Genomic DNA, 13,843 nt, shown 5'->3' on the forward strand with positions numbered 1-13,843 from the left:
CATTCAAGGAGGAGAAACTCATGCAAACGAAAAAAATACAGCATTTTGTAACCCAAAACGCCATCTATATTGTATTAGCCGTGTTGGTGATCGGCATCGCCGTCTACGATCCCAGCTTTATCGGCGTCAATACGCTGCGCGATATTTTGATTCAGTCGTCAACCCGGGTCATTATCGCCCTCGGCGTGGCTTTCATCCTGATTACCGGCGGCACGGACTTGTCGGCCGGACGAATGGTCGGCTTGACCGCGGTTATTTCCGCCTCCTTGCTGCAGGTGGAGAATTACCCGCGCCGGTTCTTTCCGGATCTGCCGCATCTTCCGCTGCTCGTACCGATTGCGATCGCCATCGTGGTCGGTCTGATCTTCGGTCTGATCAACGGGCTGATCGTCGCCAAATTTAAAGTACCGCCTTTTATCGCCACTCTGGGTACCATGGTTGCGATTTACGGGATCAACTCGCTGTACTTCGATACCGAACCGAACCAATCCCAGCCGATCGGCGGCTTGCGGGACGATTTCACAACGCTGGGCTCCGGCAGCATCGGCAGCGGCGAATTCTCGCTTCCGTATATCGTTCTGATCGCGGTCGCCGTCTGCTATATCGTCTGGGTGATGTTTAATAAAACCCGGCTCGGCAAAAATATGTACGCCATCGGCGGCAACGAACAGGCCGCAAAGGTATCCGGTATTAATGTCACCAAAAATTTGATTTATATTTACTCGATCGCCGGCGCGTTGTACGGGTTGGCCGGGGTGCTCGAAGCGGCCAGAACCGGCGGCGCCACTAACAACTACGGGAATATGTACGAGCTTGACGCGATCGCCGCCTGCGTGGTCGGAGGCGTGTCTACCACGGGCGGCATCGGTACCGTACCGGGCGTCATGGCCGGGGTGCTTATTTTCACCGTTATTAACTACGGTTTGACCTTCGTCGGGGTCGGCCCGTATTGGCAGCAGATTATCAAAGGGGCGATCATCGTGGCCGCCGTTGCGTTTGATATGAGAAAATACGCCTCCAGAAAATAATTCGGTTTTACGGAGAAGAACGCCTCGAAGCGAATGAACCGCTTCGGGGCGTTCTTTTTTTTACCTCCGTCAAAAACTTTCATTTTTCCATAAATTTCGTATGCACCCGGCAAATTCCCGTGCTAAAATGTGTTAAGGAAACCAATTCATGTACAAAAATCGTTAAACGCTGGGGGGAGACAAGTTGAAAAAGATAAGCCGGAAAAGGGTCGGAACGAGCTTCTTATTCTCTGTCTTGGCAGGTGTGTTGCTGTTCTCTCCCGTCATGGACCATCGTGCGAAAGCCGCGGCTCCGTCGAAGACGGCGATTGCGGCCGTGTATGCCAAAATTCAGACGGAACGCGCTTCGGAGGTCGTGAAGCTGGTGAACAAAGAACGGAAGGCAGCCGGGTTAAAGCCGCTGGCCGTACATACCAATCTTTCAAAAATGGCCAAGATCAAGGCGATGGACCTGTTCAACAACGATTATTTTGACCACACTTCACCCGTATACGGGTCACCGTTCGACATGATGGATACGTTTAATATTACTTATCGCTATGCGGGCGAGAATATCGCCATGGGACAAACCTCCGCCAAGGAAGTGGTCAGAGACTGGATGAACAGCCCCGGCCATAAGGCGAATATTCTGAACGCTCATTATAAGATGATCGGCGTCGGATATTATAACGGTTACTGGGTGCAGGAGTTTATCGGAAAGTAGTTGCATTGAAGGCGCTTCCATAACCAAAGGAGGTAAACCGATGAAGAAAATCATCAATCGACCCGAGGATGTTGTCGCGGAAATGTGCAGAGGGATGGCGCTGGCGCATCCTGAGCTTGAATTCGTAAAGAAACATAAGATCATCAAGAGGAAGCGCATCGATGAGAACAAAGTGAGTTTGATCAGCGGCGGCGGAAGCGGCCACGAACCCGCCCATGCGGGGTTTGTCGGAAAAGGAATGCTGGATGCGGCCGTTTGCGGCGATGTCTTCGCTTCGCCTTCCCAAATTCAGGTGTATCAAGCCATAAAGGCAACTGCCGGCAGAAAAGGAGCCCTGCTGATCATCAAAAATTACAGCGGGGATATGATGAATTTCAAAAACGCGGCATTTTTGGCCCGGGAAGACGGAATCGAGGTGGAGTATGTTCGGGTTGAGGATGATATCGCCGTCCAAGACAGCCTGTATACCGTTGGAAGACGGGGGGTTGCGGGGACGGTACTCGTTCACAAAATCGCCGGGGCCGCCGCGGAAGAAGGGCGGAGCTTGCGGGAGGTCAAGGCGGTTGCCGAGAAGGCGGCCTCCAGCGTCCGCAGTATCGGTTTTGCCCTGACTTCCTGTACGGTTCCGGCAAAAGGGACGCCGACGTTTGAAATCGCCGCGGATGAGATGGAATATGGCGTCGGCATCCATGGAGAGCCGGGCATCCGGCGCGAAAAAGCCACATCGGCCGACGAGCTTGCCGGAAGGATGGTTCAGGCGCTGTTGGAGGATTTGAATATCGGTGGAGGGGAAATCCGGGAAATCGCTTTGCTGATCAATGGATTTGGGGCTACCCCCTTGCAGGAGCTGTATGTTCTGAATCATGCGGTAACCAAGGAACTGGTCAAGAGATCCGAACTACAAATATGCAGGACATTCGTCGGCAACTATATGACCAGCATCGATATGGCGGGAGCATCCGTCTCGATCATGAAATTGGACGACGAATTAAAGAAACTGTTGTTTGCGGAGAGCGATACGCCGGCATTTAAGATAACCGGCACCGAAGCGGCTTCCGATTATCGGGAGATCCTTGAGGAGCAGGAGGGCGAGGGGCAAGAAGTATCCTTCACAACGGAAACCCCGGAGGAATACGGGCTGATCCGAGACAACGAACTCCATCTGCGTAATATGATCTATTTAGTCGACAAAATGAGTGAAATCATCATTAAAAATGAGGTGCCTTTCTGTGAGCTCGATGCCCATGCCGGAGACGGGGATTTCGGCATGAGCGTCGCCAAAGGCTTCAAACAGTTGAAGCGTGAGTGGAAAGAGATTATCTCCGGTCATGGGGAACATATCGGCGATTTTCTTGAAGCGTGCTCCTTGGTCATTATGGAACATTGCGGAGGAGCCTCCGGCCCGATTTGGGGCTCGGCCTTCCGGGCGGCCGGGAAAGCGGCGGGCAGGAAGACCCGGCTTAATGTGGCCGACATGAGCTGCCTGCTGCAGGCGGCCGTTCGCGGAATTCAGGCTACGGGGGAACGTTCCTTCGGACGCGGAGCCGTCGTCGGGGACAAAACGCTGATCGATGCCCTCGTCCCGTGCGCGGACTCCTGGACGGCCAGCGCGAAGGCGGGGGACGACATGCGGACCGCCTTCCGGAAAGGGGCGGAAGCGGCTGAGGATGGCGCGAGAAGAACTGCGGATTTCGTCGCCCGGATGGGACGTGCGGGAAATGTCGGTGAGCGCAGCCTTGGTTATCCCGATGCGGGCGCTTACGCGTTGGGGGTAATTTTCAAAGCGCTCTCGGAAAGTTTGAGATAAGGGCGAATCAGAGCAGAAAACGGACGGGTCGATCCCGTCCGGCTAACCGGACCTTGCTTGCGGGTGCAGGCGCAAGCGGGTCCTCTTTTTTTTGAAAAATTTTTAATTAAGGATGAAACCTCTTCCTTCGCACTGCGTAAACATTAATCAAGAACGCAAAAATTTTGGGGAGGAAACAAAACCATGTCGATTTTTAAAAGATTACGCGATTTAACGATGTCCAATATTAACGCAATGATTGATAAAGCGGAAGATCCGATCAAAATGACCGATCAATATATCCGGGATATGCAGGAAGATTTGGAGGACGCCGAAAAGGCGGTAGCCGCGCAAATCGCCATCGAGAAAAAATTCAAAGCGCTGTATGAAGAGCAGGAAGCGCTGGTCGCCAAGCGGACGCAGCAAGCTCACACGGCCGCACAAGCCCAGAATGTGGAATTGGCCCGCCGCGCGCTGGAGGAGAAGAAGGCCGCGGAAGCCAAAATGGCCGAATATAAAGCCAACTATGATCAGAACAAAGCGGCCGCCGACAACCTTCGCAAGAAACTGGAAGAGATGCGCAAGCACCTGACCGAAATGAAAAACAAGCGCGAGACGCTTGTAGCGCGGTATAATGCGGCGAAAGCGCAGACGGAAATCAACAAAGCGATGACCGGTTTCGGCTCGGACACCGCGGCCCAAGGCCTGAAGCGGATGGAAGAGAAGATGATGCAGATGGAAGCCCGCGCGGAAGCCAGCAATGAAATGGCCGCCAAGGGCGCCGATCTGGACGAGGAGTTCGAGAAGCTCGGCAAAGACAAAGAAGTGGAAGACGAACTGGCCGCTCTGATGAAGCAGTACGAGAATAAAGAATAGGATTTGCGAAACGAACGGTAAAGCGAGGCAGCGAAGCTCATGAGTGTTTGGAAAAGAATCGGAAACCTGTTCGCAAAACCCCAGCCGCCTCAGCCGGAGAAGAGCATGCTCACCCTGGCGCGCGGAGACATGTGCGAAGTGTCGCTTGTGACCTACGAGGTAACGGGGCGGGTTCATAATCGCGGCCGTAACGCCGTGGTGCTGACCCTGCAGGATGGGGTCCACATCAGCTATCTGCTCGTCGAAGAGCGGGAAAATCTCCGATATCAGCTCTACCGGCCGATTGACGGCCGGTTGGATACGCCGGATGAGGTTCCGGCGGAAATGGAGCTGGACGGCAGAACGTACTACCTGGAGGAGCAATATATCGGGACGGTGACGGTCGCCGGACGAACGCCGTTTATGCAGGGCGGGGAGCAGCATGTTTGGCAGTTTCAATCGGATGATTTCGCGTTATTGCGGATTGAATGGCAGAACGGCCGCTTTATGCTATATGAAGGCGAGAAAGTCATTCCGGCGGACGTGAAGGTCATCCGGGCGAGTTAGATGTTAATATGAAGGGCTGTCCGCGGCTGGGAAGGCTGGAGGACAGCCTTTTCTGCGTCGAAGCGGCAAGAGGAAATTTGCATCGCGGGGCCGGAAAGTTTTATGGTTATTACATAAACTGGAGAGAATAAAAGGGACAACATCCTAGGGGGGCGAGATGATGAAGAAAACATCCGGAGCCTGGCGTACAGCCGTTCTGGTTTCGGCCTCGATACTGGGGACGCTATTGCTGTTGTCCGGGTTCGTTTATGCGGTCAGGGATGTCCTGTATCCCGCCTCATCCCTTGCGGGTTTGCCGGCGGCACCTGACGCGGCGGAACGGGCAGGGAGAGAAACGGTTTCGCTGGATGTCACGGCGCTTGGCGATTCCCTTGCCAAGGGGACGGGAGACGATACCGGCAGCGGTTTTGCGCGCAGGGTCGTCGACTTGCTGACTAAGCAGGGGGCAAAATCCAAGCTGGTCAACAATCTGGGCATTAACGGGCTGACGACGAAGGAGCTTCTTCCTATGCTGGAGGAGCCTGGCGTACAATACGCATTAAAACAGGCAGGCGTGATTTTACTATCCATTGGAGCTAACGATCTATTCGACGATGGACAGCAACTGGAGACGCGAACGGAGATTCCGACGGAGAAGGAATTGGAAAAAGCGATCGAGGGTGCTTCGACCAATCTGGTGAAGATCGTGAAAAGGCTCCACGAGATCAATCCCGAGGCGCAACTGGTGTATATCGGGTTGTACAACCCGTTTTCCGATATGGAACAGTTGAAGGAGGCGGGAGACGACGCGGTGGCCCGCTGGAACGCCGTCGCTATGGAGGCGATGGCTTCCCTGAAGGGAGGCCGGGTCGCACCGACGGCCGACCTGTTTACGCTGCGTGCGCCGAGCTATCTGTCCGGCGATCATTTTCATCCGAACGGGACGGGATACCAGGCGATTGCCGAGCGGATCGTTCAGGGCATCGCGATACCTTAGAATTACAGGAGGGTGGGCAGCATGGGTGCAGAAACGGTTTTACAGGTAGAACATTTGAAGAAAAAAATCGGCGCGAAGTGGATCGTTAAGGACGTGAGCTTCGAGGTTCGGGCGGGGGAAATCTTCGGCTTCCTGGGTCCGAACGGCGCGGGGAAGACGACCACCATCCGTATGCTGGTCGACCTGATCCGTCCCACGGAAGGGAGCGTGCGGGTTTGCGGTTTTGATGTGAACCGGGAGCCGGAACGCGCCCTCGCGTTTGTCGGTTCCATCGTAGAGAATCCCGAGGTTTATTCCTACCTGACCGGATTCGAAAACCTGGAGCAATTCGCCCGCATGATGCCGGGGGTGGACCGGAAGCGGATCGTGGAAGTCAGCGAAATGGTCGGACTGCAGGAGCGGATCCATGACAAGGTGAAAACCTACTCGCTGGGCATGCGTCAGCGGCTCGGCATCGCGCAGGCCCTGCTCGGACGGCCGAAGCTGCTGATTCTGGACGAGCCGACAAACGGTCTCGACCCCAAGGGAATCAAAGAGCTACGGCAATTTATTCGCGGCTTGGCGGAAGAGGGGTTGGGCGTATTAGTCTCAAGCCACTTGCTTAGCGAGATTCAGCTGCTGTGCGACCGCGTGGCCATTATCAGCCGGGGAAGCGTACTTGCGGTCGGCAAGGTGAGCGAATTGATCCGTGAAAGCGCCGGCTATGTCATATGGGAGCTTTCGCCGAAAGCGGAGGGCCGGGCACTGCTTGAGGCCTCGGGGATCCAGGTGATCGAAAGGGCGGAAGAGGTGCTCGACGATGCCGTCCTGGCGGGGATGTCCGCCAACTCGGTGGTGGCCCAAATGCCGGGCGAGGACGTTCCGGAGCTGCTCTCGAGTCTCGTTGCCGCCGGCGTGAAAGTGAGCGCGGTGCACAAAATCAATCCGACGCTGGAACAACTGTTCCTGGAAATGACGGGCGGTGAGACGATTGAATAAATCCCTCATGATTTCATTGATCCAGAACGAAATGATCAAAATGATTCAGAAAAAACGATTTTACGTCGTTCTGTTGGTTTTGCTTGTTCTTGTGCCGATCTTCGCTTACGCGCAAATGAAGCAGGCGGAGGACAAAATCGAGAAATACGGCAGCGATTGGCGCCGGGAAGTACAGCAGGCGATCACCGACAATCAGAACTCGCTCGGAAGCGACCGGGTACCCGAGGAATGGAAAAAATACCGGCAAATTTATATCCAGCAATTAAAGTACTATCTGGAGCATGATGTGAATCCGGCACAGCCCGGCGGGGTCTCTTTTACCCGAGAATTCCTCGACAACGCTTCATCCTTGTTTATCCCGCTGCTGATCATGGGCATTGGCTCGGACATCGTCTCCTCGGAACGGACGTCCGGCACGATCAAAGTGCTGCTGACCCGTCCGGTCCGCCGCTGGAAAATTCTGCTGAGCAAACTGATCACGCTGATGATGTTCGTATCGCTGATCGTTTTATCCACTTTTGTCATATGCTATTTGATATCGGGCCTCTTTTTCGGATACCGGGGATTTGACGCACCTGTGTTTACGGGGTTCCAACTTTCCGGGTCCGATGTGGACGTATCGGCGGTGCATGCGGTCCCGCAGTGGAAGTATTTGTTCATGCAGGCCGGGTTGGTGTGGTTTGTCGGCGTGACCGTAGCGGTGTTGGCTTTCATGGTTTCGGTTTTGGTCCGCAGTACGGCGGCCAGTATCGTCATTATGATGGCGTCGCTGATCGCGGGCAGCATTTTGAGCAATATGGCTTCGTCGTGGGCGAGCGCCAAGTATTTGTTTATGGTCAACCTGGGATTAACCAATTATTTGGCGGGCACGCCGGCGCCCATCGAGGGAATGACGCTCGGTTTTTCCTTGGCCGTGCTGGGGCTTTGGGCCGCCGCTTCATTGGTCGTTTCATTCCTTGTCTTTACGAAACAGGATATATTGCATTAAAATGGACAAGGATAACAAAACATCTGTTTGCATTGTAGACGTAAGTGCTTGTTCTAAAGAGAGAAACTTCCCAAGAGTAAACCTTTCGGAACAACCTCTTTACAGGGACTACATAAAGAAGATAAAAGGGGGAGCATGAATGGCCGAACAAATCGATTTGTTCGAAGACGCCTCCGGGGTCAAGCCGGGCCAGGCGGCTTCGGGATACGAAGCGGACGACATTCAGGTGCTCGAAGGGCTTGTCGCGGTACGTAAACGACCAGGCATGTATATCGGCAGTACGAGCTCGTCGGGACTTCATCATCTGGTATGGGAAATTGTGGATAATGCGGTCGACGAGCATTTGGCCAAATTTTGCACCAAAATCGAGATTACACTGAATAAAGACGGATCTGTCACGGTATTCGATAACGGCCGCGGCATTCCGACCGGTATGCACAAAACCGGTATTCCGACGCCGCAGGTCGTCTATACGATTCTCCACGCCGGCGGGAAATTCGGCGGCGCCGGTTACAAGAAGTCGGGCGGCTTGCACGGCGTGGGCGCTTCCGTAACCAATGCCTTGTCCGAGTGGCTGGAAGTCGAAATTTACCGGGAGGGCAAAATTCACCGGATGCGGTTCGAGTACTGGGTGGACGACCAGGGTGTCGAGCATGTCGGTGAACCGGTCACGGGCCTCGAAGTGCTTGGAAACACGAACCGGACCGGGACAAAGGTGACGTTTAAGCCGGACATTCGCGTCTTTGTCAATGGAATCGGGCTCAATTACGATACGCTCGCGGAACGTTTACAGGAGATCGCTTTTCTGAATTCGGGCCTCAAAGTGACCTTGAAGGATGAGCGGTCGGATCGTTTCGACGAGTTTTTTTACGAGGGCGGCGCCAGCCAGTTCGTGCAATTCCTGAATGAAGGCAAAGACGTGCTGCATGACGTGGTCCATTTCTACGCGGAGCGCGACGATATCGAGGTGGAGGTGGCCCTGCAGTATAACGCGGGGTACACGGAAACGCTCGCTTCCTTTGTGAACTCGATTCCGACCCGGGGCGGCGGAACGCATGAAACGGGCTTCAAGACGGCCTACACGCGCGTCATGAACGATTATGCCCGCAAGAACGGCATGTTGAAGGAGAAGGACAAGAACCTCGAAGGCAACGATCTGCGCGAAGGTATGATGGCCGTCATCAGCGTTAAAATGTCGGAGGTCGAGTTTGTGGGCCAGACGAAGGATCAGCTCGGCAGCGCTTCCGCGCGGAGCGCGGTCGACGCGGTCGTATCCGAGAAGATGGCGCTGTTCCTGGAAGAGAATCCGCAGGTCGCGCAGACGCTGATCAAAAAGGCGGTTCAGGCCTCCAAAGCGCGGGAAGCGGCGCGCAAAGCCCGGGACGAGATGCGTTCGGGCAAGAAGCGGAGCGAAAGCTCCAATCTGGGCGGGAAGCTGACGCCGGCGCAATCAAAGGATTTCTCGCGCAACGAATTGTTCATCGTTGAAGGCGATTCCGCCGGCGGTTCCGCCAAGCAGGGCCGGGACTCCAAAATTCAGGCGATTCTGCCGCTGAAAGGCAAGCCGATGAATCCGGAGAAGGCCCGGCTGGCCGATATTTTAAAGAACGACGAGTACCGGGCGATTATCTCGGCGATCGGCGCCGGAATCGGGCCGGAATTTGCGGTGGAAGACAGCAACTATTCCAAAATTATTATTATGACCGATGCCGATACGGACGGGGCGCATATCCAGGTGCTGCTGCTGACCTTCTTTTACCGTTACATGAAACCGTTGATCGACGCGGGCCGGGTTTATATCGCCCAGCCTCCGCTGTACAAGATCACAAGGCGTTCCGGCAAGCTGGAAACTGTCCGGTACGCGTGGAGCGAGGAACAGCTGCAGAATTATTTGAAGGAGTTCGGTAAAAATTTTGAACTTCAACGGTATAAAGGACTCGGGGAGATGAACCCCGAGCAGCTCTGGGAGACGACGATGAATCCCGAAACCCGCACCATGCTCCAGGTCCAGATCGAGGACGCCGCGAAGGCGGAACGGCGCGTCTCCACCCTGATGGGAGACAAAGTCGATCCGCGGAAGCGCTGGATTGTGGAGAATGTGGATTTCACGGATTACGAGGAATAGAAGGTGACATGAGTTGAGTTCATTGGAAAATTTTCTGCCGGCCTTCCTCGAGGAAGTCGTCGGCGACCGCTTTGGGCGGTATTCCAAATATATTATTCAAGACCGGGCGATTCCCGATGTACGCGACGGATTAAAGCCGGTGCAGCGCCGGATCCTGTACGCGATGTACGATTCGGGGAATACGCCGGATAAACCCTACCGCAAATCCGCCAAAACGGTCGGGGACGTCATGGGGAACTATCATCCGCACGGGGACTCTTCCATCTATGAAGGCATGGTGCGGATGGCCCAGCCGTGGAAAATGGGACATGTCCTGGTGGACGGTCATGGCAATTGGGGCTCACAGGACGACGATCCGGCCGCCGCTATGCGGTACACGGAGGCCCGCTTGTCGCCGATCGCCATGGAACTGCTCCGCGATATCGAGAAGCGGACCGTCCCGTTCAAGGATAACTTTGACAATACCGCGATGGAACCGGTCGTCCTGCCTTCACGTTTTCCCAACCTGTTGGTCAACGGGGTCAGCGGGATTTCCGCCGGTTTTGCCACGGAGATTCCGCCGCACAACTTGCGGGAAGTCATCGACGCCTGCATCGCTGTGATGGAGAAGCCCGATCTGCCGATGGAGCAAATCCGGACCTATGTGAAGGGGCCGGATTTTCCGACCGGCGGGATCATTATGGGCGAAGAGGGGATCCGCGAAGCTTATGAAACCGGGAGAGGCAGGATCTACATCCGCTCCAAGACCGAGATCGAAACCCTTCGCGGCGGCAAGCAGCAAATCGTAATCACGGAGATCCCGTATCAGGTCGTGAAATCGAGGCTGGTAACGGCGATGGAGAATATCCGGCTGGAGAAGAAAGTGGACGGGATTGCCGAGGTTCGTGACGAGAGCGGCCGGAACGGGCTCCGCATCGTCGTCGAGCTGAAGAAGGACGCCGATGCGCAAGGGATCCTCGCTTATTTGCTCAAGAAGACGGACCTGCAGGTCAATTACAACTTCAACATGGTCGCGATCGTCAACAAGGCGCCCCGCCAGTTGGGTTTAAAGCAAATGATCGACGCCTACATCGCGCACCAGCGGGAAGTCGTGACTTTCCGGACCCAATTTGAACTGGAAAAGCTGGAGGACCGGGCCCATGTCCTGGAAGGGTTGGTCAAGGCGCTGAACATTCTGGACGAGGTGATCGCCGCCATCAAAGCGTCGAAAAACCGCCAGGACGCCCAGAACAACCTGCAGTGGATGTTCGGATTCACCGAACGCCAGGCCGATTCGATTCTGACGCTGCAGCTGTACCGTTTAACGAACCTGGAGATCACGTCCCTGCAAAAAGAGCTGGAGGATATCCGGAAGAAAATCGCCACGCTGCGCGGTATTTTGGAGAGCGACAAAAAATTGATCGCCGTCATCCGCAAGGAACTGACCGAAATCCGTGACAAGTACGGCGTTGACCGGCGTTCCGAGATTCAGGGCGAGGTGGAGGAACTCAAGGTCAACCTGGAGGTGCTCGTCGCCCAGGAAGAGGTCCTCGTTACGCTCTCCCATGAAGGATATATCAAGCGGACAAGCATGCTGTCATTTACCCGTTCCGGCGGGGAAAGGGACAGTTCGGGAGTCAAGGAAGGCGACTATATCCGCCAAGTGTTTGACGTGGATACGCTGCAGAATCTGCTGATCTTTACGCAGCGCGGCCAATACTTCCTCCTGCCGGTGCACCAGATTCCGGAGTTCAAATGGAAGGAGAACGGAACGGCGATCGTTAATGTCATTCCGATGGCCAAAGAGGACAGAATCGTCAGCGTCATTCCCGTCAAGAGTTTTGACGCCCCCGGCGAGAGCCTGGTGTTCGTGACGAAGCGCGGCCAGGTCAAACGGACGGACCTGAAGGATTACGAAACGAAGCGGTCCGGTGCCGTGGCGGCCTGTAAAGTGGCGGACGGCGATGAGATCATCGGCGTCAAGCTGAGCCATAACCGGCAGGATATTCTGCTCGTGACGAAACAGGGGATGGCGATCCGTTTTGCCGAAAATGAAGTGAACGCGATGGGCCGCGTGTCGGCAGGCGTTAAGGGCATTCAGTTAAAGGACGAGGACGAAGTCGTTGCCGCCCTGTGGGTGGAAGGCGAAGAAGGGGAGATCCTGGTCGTCTCCGATCTCGGTTACGGCAAACGGACGCTGCTGCTCGATTACCCGGTACAGAGCCGGGGGGGCAAAGGCGTGCAGACGTTCGAATTCAAGGAAGGCAAGCGGGTCAAGCCGAACGGCACCCGGCTGGCCGGCGGATTTCACAGCAAGGAGCCGCTGGAGCTCCTCGCGGTGACGAAAGAGGGAACGCTGCATTCGTTCAGCTCCGAGGATGCGCCGCTGGCGGACCGGAAATCCATCGGAAAGCAGCTGGTACCCGTGGATAAGAAAGACGAATTGGTCGATCTGCTCGAAAAATAGAGATTTGGAAGCTTCGCCCGGCGGCGGTGGAAATCGCCGCCGGGCGGAGCTTTTTTACTTTGATGCGTATGCGGCTGTAGAGAGGCGATCTATATAGTTTGAACTATTGATTTGCATACTAGGTGCCCGGTCAGGCAAGCTTGACTAAGAAGAATTCCTGCAAATCTGCATGTTTTTTTCCTGTTCGGAGCAAAAATTTCAAAATTCCTGCGATTCTGCAGGAATTTTCGTCGAAGTAGGCTCGTTTCTCTAAAATCGCTAGAAATACCTGCAGATTTGCATGTTTTTTTGCATCCCCTCGGGAATCGGCCTAAATTCCTGCAGATTTGCATCTTTTGGTGTTGGAAGTGCACTAGGCACCTTGATGCAGTGGGCTTAATGCGGATTTGGATCTCTGTGGGCTTGAGGCTGCGTACTTTTCGAGTATTTCACTCACTCCAATTTATAATTGACGCAGCGGGGTTCTCATTTTCTCCTGCTACGATGTCTCATGGTGTTAGATGATAAAAAAAGTCGTGAACCAGTAAAAAATGTAGTGAACCGAAATGCAAGATGAATGATTTTCAGCATCTAGAAGCCGCTGCATTGGCATTCTTAAGTCTGGTCAGAATACCTAAATCCGGATGATATTTTGATAAATTGAAGCTATCAGAAATCGTTCAAATTAACTTAAGAGATCTGTATATTGACGAATTTTCCTTAGTTGTACGGGGGAACGAAATGGAGTCATTCAATTAAATATGGTTAAAATGTGTAGAACTTAGATAAGGTAGCTAGCAAAGAGGGGTAAAGGTCCTGAATCCGGCAGGAAAAGCGGAATTTAGACCTCTGCTGCTCTTTTTCAAATATCGTTAGATTGAACAAGCATTTTAGGAAATTATGGATATCATGTAAGAAGTGGATGAAATCACGTTGAAATGAAAGGATTTGACCTTTTTTGTGGTTTGACAATCTTTATGGGGTAGGTTTAACATGTAATTAATTAAATAAATTACCATAATAGGGATGTTGAGGCTGGGATGTAGTGATGTCAGAGACTGTTTTTGAATGCCAGGAGAAGGTGCGAAGACTTGCCGTTAAGATTGTGAAGCATTATCGCGGCAAAGGTCCGGAGAATGTAAAGGTTAGGATGGAGGATGACTCCTTAATCATTATAGAGATTCGTGGAATTCTCTCCAGTTTATCTGAAATTTTGCTCAAAGAAGGTGCGGTACACTTAGTTACAGAATACTGGAAGGTGCTGAAGCCTTATTTGGAGAGAGAGTTTATGGCAGAAATCGAAGAAACGCTTGGCAGCCCCTTTACATATACCTGGAAGATCGAAGACCGGAATCCAGGGGATAGGGCAATTATTATTCAATTGAATAAATCGGTTTGATTAGAGAGAATGG

The 13,843-nt window shown here is 53.8% G+C and carries 11 protein-coding genes; all 11 read left to right on the forward strand.

Going from position 1 to position 13,843, the window contains the following annotated elements:
* Positions 1 to 20 precede the first annotated feature (20 nt).
* The 11 genes from mglC (at position 21) to FRY98_RS12180 (ending at position 13,830) form a co-directional block, all read left to right on the forward strand.
* Positions 21 to 1,028 (forward strand): galactose/methyl galactoside ABC transporter permease MglC, encoded by a 1,008-nt coding sequence (gene mglC, locus FRY98_RS12130; RefSeq protein ID WP_148452043.1) that lies wholly within the window; start codon positions 21 to 23, stop codon positions 1,026 to 1,028.
* Between the two features lie 184 nt (positions 1,029 to 1,212).
* A complete protein-coding gene (locus FRY98_RS12135) occupies positions 1,213 to 1,731 on the forward strand; it encodes a CAP domain-containing protein (protein WP_338114597.1) in 519 nt (172 codons plus the stop codon).
* A gap of 40 nt (positions 1,732 to 1,771) precedes the next feature.
* Positions 1,772 to 3,538: a dihydroxyacetone kinase subunit DhaK gene (gene dhaK / locus FRY98_RS12140; RefSeq protein ID WP_148452045.1), complete on the forward strand. Its 1,767-nt coding sequence runs from the start codon at positions 1,772 to 1,774 to the stop codon at positions 3,536 to 3,538.
* A 183-nt stretch (positions 3,539 to 3,721) separates the two neighbouring features.
* Complete coding sequence (locus tag FRY98_RS12145) at positions 3,722 to 4,393, forward strand: PspA/IM30 family protein (protein WP_148452047.1); 672 nt, start codon at positions 3,722 to 3,724, stop codon at positions 4,391 to 4,393.
* A 39-nt stretch (positions 4,394 to 4,432) separates the two neighbouring features.
* The gene (locus FRY98_RS12150; RefSeq protein WP_148452049.1) at positions 4,433 to 4,939 is read left to right on the forward strand and encodes a DUF4178 domain-containing protein; all 507 of its coding nucleotides are present in this window, start codon (positions 4,433 to 4,435) and stop codon (positions 4,937 to 4,939) included.
* Between the two features lie 157 nt (positions 4,940 to 5,096).
* Positions 5,097 to 5,915: a GDSL-type esterase/lipase family protein gene (locus tag FRY98_RS12155; protein ID WP_249043387.1), complete on the forward strand. Its 819-nt coding sequence runs from the start codon at positions 5,097 to 5,099 to the stop codon at positions 5,913 to 5,915.
* A gap of 21 nt (positions 5,916 to 5,936) precedes the next feature.
* The gene (locus FRY98_RS12160; RefSeq protein WP_148452051.1) at positions 5,937 to 6,893 is read left to right on the forward strand and encodes an ABC transporter ATP-binding protein; all 957 of its coding nucleotides are present in this window, start codon (positions 5,937 to 5,939) and stop codon (positions 6,891 to 6,893) included.
* A 7-nt stretch (positions 6,894 to 6,900) separates the two neighbouring features.
* On the forward strand, positions 6,901 to 7,881 hold the full coding sequence (locus tag FRY98_RS12165; protein ID WP_148452707.1) for an ABC transporter permease: 981 nt from the start codon (positions 6,901 to 6,903) through the stop codon (positions 7,879 to 7,881).
* Between the two features lie 139 nt (positions 7,882 to 8,020).
* Entirely contained in the window at positions 8,021 to 10,006 is a 1,986-nt protein-coding gene (gene parE, locus FRY98_RS12170; RefSeq protein ID WP_148452053.1) for a DNA topoisomerase IV subunit B, read from the forward strand.
* A 13-nt stretch (positions 10,007 to 10,019) separates the two neighbouring features.
* The gene (gyrA, locus tag FRY98_RS12175; RefSeq protein ID WP_148452055.1) at positions 10,020 to 12,452 is read left to right on the forward strand and encodes a DNA gyrase subunit A; all 2,433 of its coding nucleotides are present in this window, start codon (positions 10,020 to 10,022) and stop codon (positions 12,450 to 12,452) included.
* A gap of 1,027 nt (positions 12,453 to 13,479) precedes the next feature.
* A complete protein-coding gene (locus FRY98_RS12180) occupies positions 13,480 to 13,830 on the forward strand; it encodes a Na-translocating system protein MpsC family protein (protein WP_148452057.1) in 351 nt (116 codons plus the stop codon).
* The last annotated feature ends 13 nt before the right edge of the window (positions 13,831 to 13,843 follow it).

This window comes from Paenibacillus faecis, assembly GCF_008084145.1.
GTDB lineage: Bacteria > Bacillota > Bacilli > Paenibacillales > Paenibacillaceae > Fontibacillus > Fontibacillus faecis.